Below are 17,011 nucleotides of genomic sequence, written 5' to 3'. Positions count from 1 at the left end.
CCGCACTTCTTCTTGAGATGCAGTGCCATGGACAACCAGAACCCCGCTCCCCCCGCCTCTACTGTCGACATGCCCGCTGCAGCGGAAACACTGCTGGCGTTAATGCATGCCCAGGCAGAAGTCGCGCGCCTGAGCGAACGAGAGCAACTGTTCAGTTCGCTATTGGTCAGCGTTAACGCGGTGCTGTGGGCGTTCGACTGGGCGACTCAGCAGATGATTTACGTCAGCCCCGCCTATGAACGGATTTTCGGGCGCTCGGCCGGCTTGCTGCTGGCCGACTACGGCGAATGGCGCGACAGCATCTACCCGGATGACCTGAATTACGCCGAGCGCAGCCTCAACGAGGTGATCGAAAAAGGCTCCATCGAAGATCGCGAATACCGCATCATCCGCGCCGATGGCGAAATACGCTGGCTCAGCGACAAGTGTTTCGTCAGCCATCAGGCGGACGCCGGGCATCGCTTGATCGTGGTCGGCATCGCCGAAGACATCACTGAAAAGAAGCAGCTGGAGAGCGAATTACAGCGTCTGGCCACCACCGACGTGCTCACCCAGAGCAGCAACCGCCGCCACTTCTTCGACTGCGCCCAGCGCGAATTCGAACAGGCGCGCCTGAATGGCACGCCACTGGCGTTCCTGTTGCTGGACATCGATGACTTCAAGCTGGTCAATGATACTTACGGCCACCAGGAAGGCGATCTGGTGTTGCAGCGCATCGCCGAGTGCGGTCGAGGAACGTTACGCCGTGGTGATCTGTTCGGCCGGATTGGCGGTGAGGAGTTCGCCGCAGTTTTCCCCGGCTGCGCCCCTGACATGGCCAAACAGATCGCCGAACGCCTGCAACGGGAAATCCAGCGTTTGAGCTTCCAGCGTGATGGCGTGACATTTGGCATCACCGCCAGCCAGGGTTTGACCAACCTGGGCGACGCCGATCAAAGCCTCGAAGCCCTGTACGGCCGCGCCGACGCCGCCATGTACCAGGCCAAACGCCAGGGCAAGAATCAGATTGTGTTGGTCTAGCAGGCGTCAGACTGTTGGAGCGAGGCTTGCCCGCGAAATCAGGCGCCTCGGTGGACCAGACTCACCGCGTTATCGTTCTTCGCGGGCAAGCCTCGCTCCGACGGAATCTAGCCCTGCGAAGGTTTCTCCGGATCGTCTTCGACAGATTCCGGCTCCGGCGCCAGCAGGGCCGGATCGGTCACGCCCGTGAATTTTTTGCGCAGCCGCTGCAAGTCTGCGACGTTCATCTTCAGCAATCTGGCGGGCTTGGTCTTGAGCAAGGGCGTGACGCTGTCATCGTTGCCGAGCCGCGCCATTTGCCCTGCCAGGTTCATGACCAACACTTCGCGGGTGTAAACGCCGGTGTTGTATTGATAAACCGCCGCAATCAGCTCTCGCAGTTCAAAGGGCAAACGCCAGCGAGTGCGCAACGCAGAACCGAAGGCTGCCGAATATTGCTCCAGCGATTGCCTGATCTGCTCATCATCCAGTTCGCCGCCGGCCTGCAACCATTCCTGCAGGCAACCCACCACAGCCAGATCGCCCAGCGTCTGTAACAGTCCCGCGCAAAAACAGCGCTCGGCATCCACTTCAAGCATGCGCGCCAGAGTGCGTCCGTATTCAGCAGTACGTTGCGACAACGTCCACAGCTCACTGGCCTTGGCCAGCAGCGCGCCGTTGGTCAGCACTGACGTGCGCTTCTTTTCCAGGCTGGAAACGATGTCGGCGCTCTGCGCCCCACCCAACACCGCCAAGGCAGCAGGCAGTGTCTGCACAGGCGTGCCCAGATGCTGCGCCGCGCTATTGGCCGCCGCGATGAGCACCGCGGTGATATGCGGGTCGTTGCGCAGCTCCTGCTCCAGCAAAGTGGGGTCGACGCGTGCGGCGCCCTTGCTGAGTTTGATCGCCGTCGCGACATCCACGAACAAAGGCGCACCGTCGGTGGTATCCCGTCGCTGCTCCAGAAACCTGGCAAGAGTCATACCGGGAATCAGCGCCGGAACCGCATTCGGTACCGGACACACCAGCAACAGGCGTTCAAGGCGCTGGCGCAGGCCTTCGGTATTCAAGGGTTTGGTCAGGTAAGCAGTCGGCGCGAGCGGCACAGCCTCGCGGACACTGGCGCTGTCGCTGCGATTACTGATCAGGATAAAAGGAATGACTGGCTTGCGCTGTAACCCGCGAACACCGCGCAACAGGCTCAAACCGTCGATGACAGGAAGTTCTCTTGCCGCAATGACCAGATCAGGCAGCTGCTTCTTCATCCACTCCGCAGCCTGTTTGCCATCGGTGCAAATCTCAAGGTCGATATCCGCGCGCACGCTCAAGAGCAACTCACTCAGCGTTTCGCGAACCCGTGGATCGGATTCGGCAATCAATACGCGAGGTACCGCGGGTAAATCTACAGCAGTCATCAGCAGTCTCCGACATCGATGCGTTCACCTTAGCCAATGCATCCGTTTGGAGATATACCCCGAAAGCGATATCTGCCCCCTAAAAACGCAAAAAAACCCGCCGAAGCGGGTCTTTTTTGTCCATTTGGTCACATTTTAATCAATGCGACCTTGGCGTTCTCACGCCAGTTCAGCGAAGCACTCTTCAAGAATCGCCAAGCCTTTATCCAGTTGCTCGTCCGGCGAAGTCAGCGGTACCAGGACGCGCAAAACGTTGCCGTAGGTGCCGCAAGACAGCAGGATCAGACCCTTGTCGCGAGCCTTGGCCACAACCTGCGCCACAGCAGCAGCGTTCGGCTTGTGGGTGTCGCCGTTTTCGAACAGCTCCAGCGCGATCATCGCGCCCAGCGCACGGACTTCACCGATCACCGGGTACTTGGCCTGAATCGCCTTGAGGCCTGTCACCAGACGCTCGCCAACTGCCTTGCAGCGATCCAGCAGGTGTTCTTCTTCAAACACTTGCAATACCGCCAGCGCAGCCGCGCACGCCACCGGGCTACCGGCGTATGTGCCGCCCAGACCGCCCGGAGCGATAGCGTCCATGTATTCAGCCTTGCCGCACACACCGGCCAACGGGAAACCGCCAGCGATGGATTTGGCGAAGGTGGTCAGGTCAGCGCTGACGCCCATCTGTTCCATGGCGAAGAACGTACCAGTACGACCGGCACCGGTCTGCACTTCGTCAGCGATCAGCAGGATGCCGTGTTTGTCGCACAGTTCGCGCAGGCGAGCCATGAACGCCTTCGGCGCCACATAGAAACCACCTTCGCCCTGAACCGGCTCGATGATGATCGCAGCGATGTCGCGCGGCTCGGCGTCGTTCTTGAAGATGCGCTCGATGCTGGCGATGGAATCGTCGACGCTCACGCCATGCAGTTCACATGGGTAGATTGCGCGGAAGATGCCGCCTGGCATCAGGCCCATGCCGGCCGAGTAAGGCACGACTTTGCCAGTCAGACCCAGGGTCATCATGGTGCGGCCGTGGTAAGCGCCAGTGAAGGCGATCACGCCGGTACGGCCAGTGGCGGCACGGGCGATCTTCACGGCGTTTTCAACCGCTTCGGAGCCGGTGGTCACCAACAGGGTTTTCTTCTCGAAATCACCTGGCACCTTGGCGTTGATCTTTTCGCACAGCTCAACGTACGGCTCGTAAGCCAGCACCTGGAAGCAGGTGTGAGTCAGCTTGGTCAGCTGCTCTTGCACGGCGGCAATGATTTTCGGGTGCAGGTGACCGGTGTTCAGTACCGCGATGCCGCCAGCGAAGTCGATGAATTCACGACCCTCAACGTCAGTCACAGTAGCGTTTTTGGCCGAAGCGGCGAAGATCGGGTGGATCTGGCCAACACCGCGTGGAACAGCGGCTTCGCGGCGTTTCATCAATTCTGCGTTTGTTTGGCTCATGGTTTCCTCATTCGCCGCTCATCGGTCGGCGTTGGTCAAGGATTAAGCAGTCGGGGTGAGTTGCAGCAGCATACGATGATCGACTGCTGCAACTTCCGGCTACCGGGTGGAATTGCGGGTGAAGCGAGTACGCGAGCGTTAAACGCTCAGGCACAGGTATTTGATTTCCAGATAATCTTCGATGCCGTACTTGGAGCCTTCACGGCCCAGGCCCGACGACTTGATCCCGCCAAACGGTGCGACTTCGTTGGAGATCAGGCCGGTGTTGATGCCGACCATGCCGTATTCCAGCGCTTCAGCGACGCGGAACACGCGGCTCATGTCGCGAGCGTAGAAGTACGACGCCAGACCGAACTCGGTGTCGTTGGCCATCGCAATCACTTCGGCTTCGTCCTTGAAGCGGAACAGCGGCGCCAGCGGGCCAAAGGTTTCTTCTTTCGCGACTGCCGCGTCTTTCGAGACGTTGACCAGAATGGTCGGCTCGAAGAAATTGCCTTGCATGCTGTTGCCGCCCAGCAGCACTTTCGCGCCCTTGCCCACGGCGTCGGCGATGTGCTCCTTGACCTTGTTCACGGCTTTTTCGTCGATCAGCGGACCGGTCGTGGTGCCCTCTTCCAGACCGTTACCGATCTTCAGCTTGCCCACAGCGGTTTTCAGCTTCTCGGCGAACGCGTCATAAACGGCGTCCTGCACATAGATGCGGTTGGCGCAGACGCAGGTCTGGCCGTTGTTGCGATACTTGGAAATGATCGCGCCTTCGACGGCCTTATCCAGGTCCGCGTCGTCGAACACGATAAACGGCGCGTTGCCGCCCAATTCCAGCGACACCTTCTTGATGTCCTTGGCGCATTCGGCCATCAACTGACGACCAATTTCCGTCGAGCCGGTGAACGACAATTTGCGCACAATCGGGTTGCTGGTCAGCTCGCTGCCGATATCGCCAGCGCTGCCGGTCACCACGCTGAACACGCCAGCCGGGATGCCCGCGCGCTCAGCCAGTTCAGCCAGGGCCAATGCCGAATAAGGGGTTTGCGACGCAGGCTTGAGCACCATGGTACAGCCAGCGGCCAACGCCGGGCCGGCTTTACGGGTGATCATCGCCGCCGGGAAGTTCCACGGGGTAATGGCCGCCGTCACGCCAATCGGCTGCTTGAGCACGATCAGACGCTTGTCCGGCTGATGGCCAGGAATCACATCGCCATACACGCGCTTGGCTTCTTCAGCGAACCACTCGATAAAGGACGCCGCGTAAGCGATCTCGCCCTTGGCCTCGGCCAGCGGCTTGCCTTGTTCGAGCGTCATCAGGCGCGCGAGGTCGTCCTGGTTCTCGATCATCAGCTCGTACCAGCGACGCAGCTTGTTGCCGCGCTCTTTGGCGCTCAACGCACGCCAGGCCGGCAGCGCCTTGTCAGCAGCTTCGATGGCACGACGGGTTTCAGCAGCGCCCATTTTTGGCACAGTGCCGAGAATTTCATTGTCAGCCGGGTTGTTGACCTTGATCATCTGACCACTGTCCGCGTCCAGCCAGACACCATTGATATAGGCTTGTTGGCGGAACAGTTTCGAGTCTTTAAGCTGCATGTCGGCCTCCTAAACAGCACCGCGCAAGGGGCGGAGCAATTATTGTTGTGCAAAGGCGTCTCGAACGAGACTGCCGTCAGGAAATATTCGCCGGGCTCCGCAACGAAGGGTCGCCAAAAGTGCGGGAGAACCGGACAAGAGCGTTTGAAATCTCAAACGAATCCTAGGGACTGCTGGGGTAAAGGACAATAGGCTGTTCGAAAAAAAGAACGCATTTGCCAGATTCCTCCAGATTTTCTGATAAACGTCATCCACAGCCGCAAAAACGTACGAAATCAACAACAGCCTCTCGCCAGCATGGACGCATGCCAATCAGATGAGTATCATGGCGGCCGCATTGCACCAGTAGCTCAGCTGGATAGAGTACTGCCCTCCGAAGGCAGTGGTCATGGGTTCGAATCCCGTCTGGTGCACCACCTACCTGTTTTGAGCTGTCTCAGATTGTCTCGAAACACCCCAAGAAGCCCGCCTAGTGCGGGCTTTCTTGTTTCCGGGGTTTGGCTTTGCGTCCAATTGGCAGGCTGCACTTTTCAGATGCGCAACGTCGCAAGAATCGTTAGGGTGTTTTGGATCAAATCCAGCCCATTCAAGGAACGACTCATGCCGTTGATGTTTTCGCGCTCTGCCCTCGCCTCCGCTCTGGCGCTTGCTGTCACTTTTGGTGGTGGCTCCCTCGCTCAGGCGGCGACGCCCGACAAACTGGTTCAGGCTGGCGCCGAGCAATCCAAGGAGCCCGCGCTGAAGCTGTTGGAGCAACTGGTGAATATCGATTCCGGCTCCGGTTACGAGCCGGGCCTGAGCAAGGTGAGCGCAATTGTCGTCGAGGAGCTGAAAAAGCTCGGCGCGACCATCGAGACCTTCCCCAATACCGCCCCGGACAAGAGCAACCATGTGATCGCCACGCTCAAGGGCACGGGTAAAGCGAAAATATTGCTCATGGCGCACATGGATACGGTGTTCAAGGAAGGCTCGGCCGCCGCTCGCCCTTTCCACATCAAGGACGGACGCGCTTATGGTCCGGGCGTAATGGACGATAAGGGTGGCATTGTGGCCGGCATCTACGCACTGCAGATTCTGAAAAATCTGAATTTTACCGACTACGCGCAGATCACGTTCCTGCTGGACGCCAGCGAAGAAACCGGTTCGGACGCTGCGACCGACCTGATCAAGAAAACCGCCAAGCAACACGATGTGACGTTGAACCTGGAGCCAGGCCGCCCAGCCGATGGTCTGGTCGTCTGGCGTAAAGGCAGTGCGACGGCGGTGGTCGACGTGAAGGGCAAAGCTTCCCACGCGGGTGTCGCACCGGAACTGGGCCGTAACGCGGCGATGGAAGCGGCGCACCAGATCCTGCAACTGGGCAAACTGGGCGATGCCGAGAAGAAGACCACCATCAACTTCACCACCATCAATGCCGGTGACCGCACCAACGTCATTCCTGACCAGGCCACCGCCAAGGCCGATGTGCGTGCAGCGGTGCCGGAAGAGTTCGACCGGATCGAGAAGGACCTCGCGCGAGTATCGGCTGACAAACTCATCCCGGAAACCGAAGTGTCGACGAAGCTGATTCGGGGCCTGCCACCCATGCCGCAAACCGCCGAAAGCGACAAGTTGGTGGCTATCGCGCAAGGCATTTACGGCGAACTGGGCCGCACGCTGACCATCGAAGGCAGCGGCGGCGCAGCCGATGCAAGCCTGGCCGCGAGTGTCGGCGTGCCTACGCTGGACGGTTTCGGCATCGTCGGCGGCAACATTCACACCCCCGAAGAGTACGCGGAAGTCGAAAGCGTCTCGCCACGGATTTACCTGCTGACGCGCATGATCATGGAGCTTTCTCGCGGCACGCCTAAACAGTAATTGCGCGGCGTCTGCGCAGGGAATCGTGGGTACTGCGCAGACGCTGAACATAGCATTTGGGTTGTTCATTATTAGAGCGGGCGGATGTTGCGGCCTCTTCGCGGGCAAGCCGCGCTCCAACGGAATGTGCGCCGCCCTTGTAGGAGCGAATTTATTCGCGAGGCGATTTATTTGTTTTCGCAGAACCAATGCCTCGCCAACAAGTTGGCTCCTACAGCATTTCAGTTGCCCATCATTGCAGTACAACGCCGTCTCGTTGGAGCCTCGCTCCAACGGAATGTGCACCGCTCTTGTAGGAGCGAATTTATTCGCGAGGCGATTTATTTGTTTTCGCAGAACCATCACCTCACCAACAACCTGGCCCCCACAACTCTCCCTTAAAATAAATGGCACAAATGTTCAAATTCCCCATCCATTCGAATTCTTCAGTCATCGTACATCTAACCCAGGCGGGCTGCGGGTTTCAGCCCTGAGGCCCGGTCTAGAGCCTTGCATGACGAATAGTCTAGATAGCACTTTGCCTGTTTTAGATATTGCCGAATGTTTCGTGATGTGAAACATTCCACCCAGTTTTGTGCGGCACCCTGTCGCATGCGCTGAGCCAATGCCACCGTGGGCGTTGGTTCTGACCAAGCGCGTTAGCCGAATCCGAACCTCGAAAAAGCCAGGCCGCAACTGCCTAAGGTAAACAAATGTCACGTTACGCTCGTGAAGGACGAGGCCTGCCCAAGGCCTTTGCTGGATTGCTGTGCCTGCTCGTCTGTATGGCGGGATCGGCCTTTGGCCAGGAACTGGAAGCCACGGCTTCTGTCGGTAAGCGTCTGGCGGTTGCCGCCGACTGTGTGGCCTGCCACACCGCGCCCGAAGGCAAGCCTTTCGCTGGCGGCTATCCGCTCAGCTCGCCGATGGGGGTGATTTATTCGACGAACATTACCCCGTCCAAAACCGCTGGCATCGGCAACTACTCCAACGAGCAGTTCGCCCGCGCGGTGCGTGATGGCGTAGCGGCGGATGGGACTCATCTGTATCCGGCGATGCCCTACACGTCCTACGCGAAGATGACCGATAGCGATATCGCTGCGTTGTACGACTACTTCATGAAGGAAGTGCAGCCAGTCGACACGCCGTCGCCGAAGACCGCGCTGACGTTCCCGTTCAACATTCGCGCGTCGATGATGGGCTGGAATTTGCTGTTCCACAGCGACGCACGCTTCAAGCCGGACGCGAGCAAGTCCGCTGAAGTGAATCGTGGCGATTATCTGGTCAACGCCCTCGCCCACTGCGACACCTGCCACACACCGCGCAATTTCCTGATGGGCGCCGACAGTGGCAAGCCGCTGGGCGGTGGTTCGCTGGGCAGCTGGTACGCGCCGAACATCAGCTCGGACAAGGTCAGCGGCATCGGCGCCTGGTCCAACGATGAAATCGTCGCTTACCTGCGCACGGGTCATGTGGCTGGCAAGGCACAAGCGGCTGGCCCGATGGCCGAGGCGATCGAGCACAGCCTGCAGTACCTGGGCGACAGCGATTTGAAAGCGATTGCGGCGTATTTGCAGCAAACGCCAGCGATCAAATCCGGTGAGAACAAAGCCCGCCACGAATTCGGCGCAGCGTCCACCGATGAGCTGACCTTGCGCGGCACCAAGCCGGAAGACAATCCGGGCTGGCACATCTTCAGCGGCACCTGTGCCAATTGCCACCAGGCCAATGGCCAAGGCACCAAAGAATACCCGTCGCTGTTCAACAACACCGCGACCACGCGTGCGGACAACCTCATCGCCGCCATCGTCTACGGCGTGCATCGCACCGTTGATGGCGTGGCCGTGGACATGCCGGCATTCGGGCCCGACGCGCTGTTCACTGATCGCCTGAATGACCAGCAGATTGCCGACGTCAGCAACTACGTGCTGTCGCGCTATGGCAATTCTGAGCTGAAGGTCACGGCTGCCGACGTCGCCCAGAGTCGCGCAGGCGGTCCCAAGGCGCCGCTCGCTGAGCTGGCCAAATTCACGATCCCGGCAATCATCCTGGTGTGCCTGTTGATCGGCCTGGTGGTGTGGATGATCGCCCGCCGCCGCAAGGGAGCCTGAGCAAATGGATACGTCAATGAGCACCACGCAAGCTGAAACTCCACAGGGCTTGTCCCGCCGCAACCTGCTGCGCGGCTCGGTAACGCTGGGCCTGATGACGCTGGTGGGCAGCGTACTGCCTTGGCAATCGGTGCTGGCGGCAGACGCGCCGACCGCTGATTTCATCGCGCTTTCGCAGTTCCTGGTCAGCCGTGCGGCCAACCCGGTTCTGGCGGCGCGTTATTACGCGGCTCTGGCCCGGCGCGCGCCAAACTTTGCCGGGAACGTAACGACTTTGAAGCAGTTGATCGCCGATAAACAGCTTAAGCATGTTGATGAATATCTGGCACTGGCCGACGCTGATCCGTCGCTGAAAGCCACAGCGGTGAGCATCATTTCCGCCTGGTACCTGGGCATTGTCGGCGAAGGCGCTGACGCGGAAATGGTCAGCTACTCCGAAGCCATGATGTACCAACCGACCCACGCCACGCTGATCATCCCCACTTACGGTGGCGGCCCGGCTACCTGGGGCGCCAAGCCAGCAGATACCAAGGATTCCAGACTATGAGCAACGCTGATTTCGACGCCGACGTGGTCATCATCGGCTCCGGTGTCATGGGCGGTTTGATCGCCAGTGAACTGTCCAAAGCGGGCAAATCGGTGATCGTGCTGGAAGCCGGTCCTCGGGTTAATCGACGTGACGTGGTCGAAACCTTCCGTAACGCGCCGATCAAATTGTCCCTGGCCAACGCCAAGCTGCAAGGTGCCGGCTCGCCCTACCCGAGCCTGCCGCACGCGCCGTCCACCTATGGCGATTACCTGCAACAAGTCGGCCCGGTGAAGTACAACACCTCGTACTTGCGCGTGGTCGGCGGCACCACCTGGCACTTCGGTTCGTCGTTGTGGCGCATGCTGCCCAACGACTTCCGCCTGAACTCCTTGTACGGCCGTGGCCGCGACTGGCCGATCAGCTACGACGAGCTGGAACCGTTTTACGCCCGGGCCGAAACCGAGCTGGGCGTGTCGGGCGTGGATGGCCAGGATGAAAGCGGGCAAGGCGGCGCGGCGTATCCACCGCGTTCGATTCCGTACCCGATGGAAGGGCTCAAGCCGAGCTACATGTTCAAGCGTCTGTCGGAGCTGCTGAGCAAGGGCGGCTACAATCCGATCCTCGAACCCAACGGCCGCGCCACTCGCCCTTACGGCAAGCGCCCGCCGTGCGCGGGCAACAACAACTGCAACCCGGTCTGCCCGATTGCCGCCAAGTACGATGGCTCCATGCACATCGACGAAGCCGAACGTCATGGCACGAAAGTGCTGGAGAACTCGGTAGTCTACAAAGTCGAAGCAGGCGATGACGGCAAGATCACCGCGATCTGGTACATGCGTCCGGACAAGTCGCAACACAAACTGACCGCGCGCTATTTCGTGCTGGCCGCCTACGGCATCGAATCGCCGAAGCTGTTGCTGATGTCCACGTCAGACAAATACCCGAACGGCATCGCCAACTCGTCGGATCAGGTCGGTCGCAATCTGATGGACCACACCGGCATCAGCATGAACGTGATGACCAAGGAAGACATGTGGCCCGGCGAAGGCCCGACGCAACTGCTCGTGTATTTGAACAGTCGCGACGGTGCGTTCCGCAAGGATTACCCCGGCTACAAGATCAAGGTGCGCAACACGGTGCCGACGTCGCAGATCACCTCGACGCTGATTTCCAAAGGCGTGCTGGGTTCGAAACTCGACGAGCAGATTCGTCTGCAATCGGCGCGTTCGCTGAACTGGGCGGTGGATTTCGAAACCCTGCCGCTGCCGGAAAACCGCGTCACGCCGAGCAAGACCAAGTTCGATGCGATTGGCTTGCCAGTGCCGGAGATCTACTACAGCGTTCCGGACTACTGGCACGCGGGCAAAGAGAAGGCGCTGGAGGACTTCAAGCAGTTCGCCAAACTGCTCGATGCCGATATCCTCAGCACCGACGTCGGCTTCCAGAATCGCCAGCACATCATGGGCACGACGATCATGGGCGACGATCCGAAGAACTCCGTCGTCGACCGTGACTGCCGCACTCACGATCACCACAACCTGTTCATCGCCGGCACCAGCGTCATGCCGTCGTCGTCCTGCGTGAACCCGACGCTGACCGGCGCCGCGTTGAGCCTGCGGGTTGCGGATGCGTTGTTGAAGGAAGTTTAAACCCGCAGAAGATCGACCGTCGTCCGAACGTCCGATCCGTAGGACCGGCTTTAGCCGGGAGGGCTTGCTCCCGGCTAAAGCCGGTCCTACGGGATGACGCCAGGATCGGCCGCCATACTGGCAATAAGCCTTCACCCGTTCTAAACTCCCTGCAACGCGCAATGGATGCGCGGCCTATCAAGGACGGCTGCATGGACACGAGCAAGGATGACCCTGATTCATACGAGCGCTTCAGTGCTGACGATGACGGTCTGGCTCTGCGTGCCCGCAGACGCCAGCCGACGAATGCATCCAACCTCTACCGCAACGTGTTCGCGCTGCTGCTGTTTGCCGCTGTCAGCGCTTACCTGTTCAACCGCCACATCTCAGTGCCGCAGTTGATCCCTCAGGCTCGTATCGCGCCCCGCCCTTCCGCCGTATCCAACCCCGTACCGCCGATCTACACCGCCGACGCCCTGCTTGCGCCCAAACCCTTGGCCGAGTGCATCAAGCCGGACAATATCATCGACGAAGCCGTTGCTACTTGCCGCTATGGCCAGTTCCCCCGTGCCAGCCAGAATGAAGTCGCTCAGGGCATGGTTTCCGCCTCATACCTGGCCAGATTCAAGGCCGAGCAACAGCCTGCGCGAACCAAACGAGTCATCGCTCAGAACGTTGAACGAGACACCGTTTGGCAGTGGGACGGCAAACGCACCTACGCTGCCGAATGGACGATTATCAACGAGCGTATCGACGGCACCAGCGTCTGCGCCAACTACCGGCGTGGGTCGATCGAACATCGGGAATGCCGCAAAGGCGTCAAAGTGTATTTCCGGGAAAAATGCCGGGAATGGTCGGCTCGTGCAAGCAAGGACGGCGCGGATTTCAGCCTGGCGATCAAGCAACGTTTTTGCAGTGCCGCAGACAGCTTCAATCCGTTGAGTTGAGCCTCGCAGACGTCTGCCTTGCGCGATTGCGCTGCGCGCACTTCCCCGCAATGTGATTTTTTCTTCACTTTTTTTCGAAATCTTTTGTAACGGCTTCACCCCCAAAAACAGGGCGTCACGTCCATGCGGTTGCCACCATTGCCATGGTGTTCACCACCTACGGCATCACTGTCGGCATCTCCTCCTGTCTGGCCGGCGCACTCTCCAATATCTGGGGCCCCAAGCGCGTCATGCCGCCGGCTTGCCGACTCTGGGTTCGCTGGTGGCAAGCATCAGCATCCCGGTGATTGGCGCGATGCAAACCTTCTGGCTGTCCTTCGCGCTGGTAGTGATCGGCGGCGTGATTGGCTGCGCCTGCTGACCATCGTCTTCGTGTTCAACATCATCGGCAACCTCGCTTCCAGCGTGATCAGCACCCGCATCGGTTATCGCAACACGATCCTCTGGCTGGCCCCAGCACTCGCACCGCAAAACAAGGCTGCAGCGCTTTCGGTATTGAGCCTGGGTGCTGGCGCTTCGACCTGGGTTGGCCCGGCCATCGTTGCGATCTTCCAGGACAGCTTTGGCCTGGAAGGTGTCGTCTGGGCATTCACCGGGTTGTGCGCGCTGAGCGCCGTGATGACCGCGTTCCTGCAAGATCCGGAACCGGTCTGGGAGCCCAACCTGACCAAGATCAAACGCAAGATCCGCATCCACATCCCGCGCCTCGACAAGCGCTGGGCGCATGCGAGTGACAGCAAGTAAGTCTGCATATCTGTAGGCAAGAATGTGTGCGGGTGTGGGAGCGAGCTTGCTCGCGAATAGGCACAACGCCTCGCCAACAAGTTGGCTCCTACACAGACTGTGTGAAAACTACTCCGCTCGACAATACTGCGTTAAAAACAGGCGAAAAATGCTCATTTAGAACACCTAGACTCCGCTTTTTCGCCTGTTTTTGCCTTGTCTTGTCATCGCTCGTGACGTTTTCACACAGCCTGTACAAAATCTGTATTAACCGCCTTTCGCCCACTCCCGCAATAAATACTTCTGGATCTTGCCCGTCGAGGTTTTTGGCAGGGCCGCGAAAACCACGGTTTTCGGGACTTTGAAGCCGGCCATGCGTTCGCGGCAGAACTGGATGATTTCCGCTTCGGTGACGGCTTCATGGCCGGGCTTCAGGGTGATGAAAGCGCAAGGGGTTTCGCCCCATTTCTCGTCGGGCTTGGCGACGACGGCGGCTTCAAGAACGGCGGGATGTCGATACAACGTGCTTTCGACTTCGATGGTCGAGATGTTTTCGCCGCCGGAAATGATGATGTCCTTGAGCCGGTCACGGATTTCCAGATAGCCGTCCGGGTGCCAGACCGCAAGGTCGCCGGAGTGAAACCAGCCGCCATCGAAGGCTTGGTCGGTGGCTGTCGGATTGCCGAGATAGCCCTTCATCACGGTGTTGCCGCGCATGTAGATTTCACCGATGGTCGTGCCGTCTTTCGGCACCGGTTGGTGGGTCAGCGGATCGGCGACCATCACGCCTTCCAGGGTCGGGTAGCGCACGCCTTGGCGAGCCTTGACCGTGGCGCGATCATCGGCCGCCAGTTCGTCCCATTCGGCTTTCCAGGCGCAGACCGTGACCGGACCGTAGGTTTCGGTCAGACCGTAAGCGTGGGTGATGCAGATGCCCATGGCTTCGACCGACGCGATGACTTTGGCCGGCGGCGCGGCGCCTGCGGTCATCGCATGCACCGGATGCTCGAAGCTGATATCGGCAACGTCCGGTAAATTCGCTAGACCGTTGAGCACAATCGGCGCGCCGCACATATGGCTGACGCGATGCTCGCGGATCAGGCTGATGATTTTCTTTGGGTCGACCCGGCGCAGAAACACATGGGTTCCGGCCTGGGCGGTGATGGTCCACGGGTAGCACCAGCCGTTGCAGTGGAACATCGGCAAGGTCCACAAATACACCGGATGCAAACCCATGCCCCAGGCCATCTGATTGCCGATGGCATTCAAAAACGCACCGCGATGGTGATACACCACGCCTTTGGGGTCGCCGGTGGTGCCGGATGTGTAGTTGAGCGAGATGGGCGCCCATTCATCCTGCGGCCATTGCCACTCGAACTCGGGATCGCCAGCCGCCAGCAGCGTTTCGTAGTCCAGCTCACTGAGCTGCTGGCCCTGGCCGTATTCCGGATCGTCTACATCAATCAGCAACGGCGGGTTGTCCAATAGCGCCAGGGCGTCGCGCACCACCGCATGAAACTCGCGGTCGGCGATCAAGACTTTGGCCTGGGCGTGCTTGAGCATAAAGGCGATGGTCGGTGCATCGAGGCGCACGTTCAGGGTATTGAGCACGGCCCCCAGCATGGGCACGCCGAAATGCACGTCGAGCATCGCCGGAATATTCGGCAACATCACCGCTACCGTGTCGCCTTCTCCTACGCCGCGTTGACTCAGGGCTGAAGCCAGTTGTCGACAGCGCGTGTAGGTTTGCGCCCAGGTGCGACGAATCGCGCCATGGATCACTGCGGGGTAATCGGGATAGGTCGCGGCGGTGCGCTCGATAAAGCTCAGCGGCGTCAGCGCGATATGGTTGGCCGGGCCTTTTTCGAGCCCCTGGTGATAAATGGACATGTCTGCACCCTGGCGAATTATTAGCTCTGAACCCTTCACGCAAGATGAAGGGCCGGTGGTTTCAATTGATTGCTCTCCCACGTTATAGCTTGCCTGCCATCTGCTGCGCTGGCTCCTTTGGGTCAATTGCGCTTTTAGACCGTTTGTGCCACGTCAGCATCCCGCGCTATAGCGAAAGGCTTACACGAGCTGATGGCGATTGGCTCTGGCCGGCCCTCGCCTGGAAGCCTAAGATTGGATCCAACAGCTGATGCGCAGGACGCGCACAGGATCAAGGATGATCGACCATGGCCCGGAGGGCTTACCGACAGGATGTTGGAATGGTCTTGAAGAAAACCCGCCTCGGCGGGTTTTTTGTTGTGTGCGGGAAAGTGTACATCTCGCTCCAACGACACACGTCCAGTATCAACTTGCTTACAACAAGAACACAATCAACTAATAATCCTATGTCAATGTAAATAGTATGAAAAGACGTTCATTCAAGGCGGAGTAAGTTGTACGCTTGCGACTTCTTAACTGTATCGCCTCAGGTCATTACTTATGAACCGCCTCCTCTGGAAGTTGATTCCAAAGACGCAGCGCGAACTACTGCTTGAGCGTCTTCCGGTCATTGACCGGCAAGTCGTGAACAAGACATTGTCCGGCAAGAACCGCTTTCCTGTGGAGTTCGACGCGCTGGAGTGTGTGTTCATTCATGTCCCGAAATGTGCGGGCAGCAGCATTGCCACCGCCTTGTTCGGCAGCACGCCGACGGGGCATATGCCGCTCTACTGGTACGAAAAGCAGTTCAACGAGCGCTTCCAGAACTATTTCAAGTTCGGCTTTGTACGCGATCCGTTACAACGCGCCTGGTCGGCTTATATTTATTTGTTGAATAACACACAAGACCGGGACAAGGCCGCCCAGGCGTTGGTGAGCCGCTACGATAGCTTCGATGATTTCGTCCATCATTGGCTGCGCCCGGAAAATATAACTAAACAGATACATTTCACGCCCCAACATTACTTCCTGCAAGATGCCATGGGCCATCTGAATGTGGACTTCATCGGGCGTCAGGAAACCCTGAAAGAAGATTTCCGCAAGTTGTGCATTCATCTTCACGTCAAAGCCGAACTACCCCACATCAATCGCTCGTCGGCACCCGACAATCAATTCATTCAGTTTTGTTCCCCTGCTACCCGCCGCCGAGTGCGCGAGGTCTATGCCCGTGACTATGAGTTGTTCGCTTATGACTGAGCGAAAACCGCTGATCATCGCGCCGAATCTGTTGGTAAATCAGATGCAACGTGAAGACATGAAGCAGCAGCATGCCTGTTGCATCTGGCTCACGGGTTTGTCGGGCGCCGGAAAATCTACGCTGGGCATCGAGCTGGATCGAACGCTGCAACACAATGGCTTGCACAGTTATTTGCTGGATGGCGATCGGTTGCGTCAGGGAATCTGCCGGGATCTGGGCATGAGCGATGCCGATCGCCACGAAAACGTGCGGCGTATTGCCGAGGTCGCCAGGCTGATGGTGGATGCCGGACTGATCGTGATTGTCTGTGCAATTTCCCCCTTCCGCGCCGACCGCGATGCCGTCAGGCACTCGCTGGCAGCCGGCGAGTTCATTGAAGTGCATATCAGCACGCCCTTCAGCGAATGTGCGCGACGGGACACCAAAGGGCTGTATCGCGCGGCGCAGCAAGGCCGGATCAAGAACTTCACCGGCTACGACAGCCCGTATGAAGCGCCGCTGCAAGCGGAGTTCAGCGTGGATACCAGCGTCGATGATTGCCAGGCCTTTATCGACAAGATTGTCGCCGGACAATTGGGCGACCTGGCATCAGCTGCGTTTTGCGACGCGGCCAATGTGCTATCGCGTAAATCCTTCTGAGCCGGGAACGATCCCGCGCCGCAGGGCTCACATTTT

The 17,011-nt window shown here is 59.0% G+C and carries 13 protein-coding genes and 1 tRNA gene; 10 read left to right on the top strand and 4 right to left on the bottom strand.

Annotated elements, in window-relative coordinates; genetic code table 11:
• Window positions 1–27: 27 nt before the first annotated feature.
• Window positions 28–1,020: a sensor domain-containing diguanylate cyclase gene (locus AABC73_RS01330; RefSeq protein WP_341522129.1), complete on the top strand. Its 993-nt coding sequence runs from the start codon at window positions 28–30 to the stop codon at window positions 1,018–1,020.
• A 107-nt stretch (window positions 1,021–1,127) separates the two neighbouring features.
• On the opposite strand, the gene AABC73_RS01325 is transcribed toward AABC73_RS01330, so the two are convergent.
• The 3 genes from AABC73_RS01325 to gabD all read right to left on the bottom strand — a co-directional run bounded on the left by AABC73_RS01325 (window position 1,128) and on the right by gabD (window position 5,435).
• The gene (locus AABC73_RS01325) at window positions 1,128–2,414 is read right to left on the bottom strand and encodes an HDOD domain-containing protein (RefSeq protein ID WP_341522128.1); all 1,287 of its coding nucleotides are present in this window, start codon (window positions 2,412–2,414) and stop codon (window positions 1,128–1,130) included.
• A gap of 159 nt (window positions 2,415–2,573) precedes the next feature.
• The gene (gene gabT / locus AABC73_RS01320) at window positions 2,574–3,854 is read right to left on the bottom strand and encodes a 4-aminobutyrate--2-oxoglutarate transaminase (protein WP_065835214.1); all 1,281 of its coding nucleotides are present in this window, start codon (window positions 3,852–3,854) and stop codon (window positions 2,574–2,576) included.
• A gap of 138 nt (window positions 3,855–3,992) precedes the next feature.
• Window positions 3,993–5,435, bottom strand: coding sequence for an NADP-dependent succinate-semialdehyde dehydrogenase (gene gabD, locus AABC73_RS01315; RefSeq protein ID WP_341522127.1), 1,443 nt, complete (start codon window positions 5,433–5,435; stop codon window positions 3,993–3,995).
• Window positions 5,436–5,774: 339 nt separating this feature from the next.
• Between gabD and AABC73_RS01310 the strand changes: the two genes are divergently transcribed.
• The 7 genes from AABC73_RS01310 to AABC73_RS01280 all read left to right on the top strand — a co-directional run bounded on the left by AABC73_RS01310 (window position 5,775) and on the right by AABC73_RS01280 (window position 13,230).
• Window positions 5,775–5,851 (top strand) — tRNA-Arg (locus AABC73_RS01310).
• Window positions 5,852–6,035: 184 nt separating this feature from the next.
• Window positions 6,036–7,292, top strand: a complete 1,257-nt coding sequence (locus AABC73_RS01305; protein WP_341522126.1) for a M20/M25/M40 family metallo-hydrolase — start codon at window positions 6,036–6,038, stop codon at window positions 7,290–7,292.
• A gap of 692 nt (window positions 7,293–7,984) precedes the next feature.
• Window positions 7,985–9,382, top strand: coding sequence for a cytochrome c (locus AABC73_RS01300; RefSeq protein ID WP_341522125.1), 1,398 nt, complete (start codon window positions 7,985–7,987; stop codon window positions 9,380–9,382).
• 16 nt (window positions 9,383–9,398) lie between these two features.
• Window positions 9,399–9,929 carry a sugar dehydrogenase complex small subunit gene (locus tag AABC73_RS01295; RefSeq protein WP_341522124.1) on the top strand — a complete coding sequence of 177 codons (531 nt, stop codon included), beginning with the start codon at window positions 9,399–9,401 and terminating at the stop codon, window positions 9,927–9,929.
• The gene (locus tag AABC73_RS01290; protein WP_020293732.1) at window positions 9,926–11,560 is read left to right on the top strand and encodes a GMC family oxidoreductase; all 1,635 of its coding nucleotides are present in this window, start codon (window positions 9,926–9,928) and stop codon (window positions 11,558–11,560) included. Before AABC73_RS01295 ends, AABC73_RS01290 begins: the two co-directional genes overlap by 4 nt.
• A 191-nt stretch (window positions 11,561–11,751) precedes the next feature.
• Window positions 11,752–12,486: a hypothetical protein gene (locus AABC73_RS01285; RefSeq protein ID WP_341522123.1), complete on the top strand. Its 735-nt coding sequence runs from the start codon at window positions 11,752–11,754 to the stop codon at window positions 12,484–12,486.
• 372 nt (window positions 12,487–12,858) lie between these two features.
• Window positions 12,859–13,230, top strand: a complete 372-nt coding sequence (locus AABC73_RS01280) for a hypothetical protein (RefSeq protein WP_341522122.1) — start codon at window positions 12,859–12,861, stop codon at window positions 13,228–13,230.
• Between the two features lie 246 nt (window positions 13,231–13,476).
• Here the strand turns inward: AABC73_RS01280 and AABC73_RS01275 are convergent, their stop codons facing one another.
• On the bottom strand, window positions 13,477–15,099 hold the full coding sequence (locus AABC73_RS01275; protein WP_341522121.1) for an acyl-CoA synthetase: 1,623 nt from the start codon (window positions 15,097–15,099) through the stop codon (window positions 13,477–13,479).
• Between the two features lie 540 nt (window positions 15,100–15,639).
• Here AABC73_RS01275 and AABC73_RS01270 point away from each other — a divergent pair.
• Both AABC73_RS01270 and cysC read left to right on the top strand, forming a co-directional pair.
• A complete protein-coding gene (locus AABC73_RS01270; protein ID WP_341522120.1) occupies window positions 15,640–16,335 on the top strand; it encodes a sulfotransferase family 2 domain-containing protein in 696 nt (231 codons plus the stop codon).
• Window positions 16,328–16,975 (top strand): adenylyl-sulfate kinase, encoded by a 648-nt coding sequence (cysC, locus tag AABC73_RS01265; RefSeq protein WP_341522119.1) that lies wholly within the window; start codon window positions 16,328–16,330, stop codon window positions 16,973–16,975. The genes AABC73_RS01270 and cysC overlap by 8 nt, the downstream gene beginning before the upstream one ends.
• Window positions 16,976–17,011: the final 36 nt, after the last annotated feature.

It is taken from the genome of Pseudomonas sp. G.S.17, assembly GCF_038096165.1.
Classification (GTDB): domain Bacteria; phylum Pseudomonadota; class Gammaproteobacteria; order Pseudomonadales; family Pseudomonadaceae; genus Aquipseudomonas.
Note: the sequence above shows the minus strand (reverse complement) of the source record. Positions and strands in the feature narration are given on the sequence as shown.

Coding starts and splice junctions, on each gene's coding strand:
- AABC73_RS01300 (WP_341522125.1), top strand. CDS start 7,985: ATGTCACGTTACGCTCGTGAAGGACGAGGCCTGCCCAAGGCCTTTGCT.
- gabT (WP_065835214.1), bottom strand. CDS start 3,854: ATGAGCCAAACAAACGCAGAATTGATGAAACGCCGCGAAGCCGCTGTT.
- AABC73_RS01305 (WP_341522126.1), top strand. CDS start 6,036: ATGCCGTTGATGTTTTCGCGCTCTGCCCTCGCCTCCGCTCTGGCGCTT.
- cysC (WP_341522119.1), top strand. CDS start 16,328: ATGACTGAGCGAAAACCGCTGATCATCGCGCCGAATCTGTTGGTAAAT.
- AABC73_RS01275 (WP_341522121.1), bottom strand. CDS start 15,099: ATGTCCATTTATCACCAGGGGCTCGAAAAAGGCCCGGCCAACCATATC.
- AABC73_RS01295 (WP_341522124.1), top strand. CDS start 9,399: ATGAGCACCACGCAAGCTGAAACTCCACAGGGCTTGTCCCGCCGCAAC.
- AABC73_RS01290 (WP_020293732.1), top strand. CDS start 9,926: ATGAGCAACGCTGATTTCGACGCCGACGTGGTCATCATCGGCTCCGGT.
- AABC73_RS01285 (WP_341522123.1), top strand. CDS start 11,752: ATGGACACGAGCAAGGATGACCCTGATTCATACGAGCGCTTCAGTGCT.
- AABC73_RS01270 (WP_341522120.1), top strand. CDS start 15,640: ATGAACCGCCTCCTCTGGAAGTTGATTCCAAAGACGCAGCGCGAACTA.
- gabD (WP_341522127.1), bottom strand. CDS start 5,435: ATGCAGCTTAAAGACTCGAAACTGTTCCGCCAACAAGCCTATATCAAT.
- AABC73_RS01325 (WP_341522128.1), bottom strand. CDS start 2,414: ATGACTGCTGTAGATTTACCCGCGGTACCTCGCGTATTGATTGCCGAA.
- AABC73_RS01330 (WP_341522129.1), top strand. CDS start 28: ATGGACAACCAGAACCCCGCTCCCCCCGCCTCTACTGTCGACATGCCC.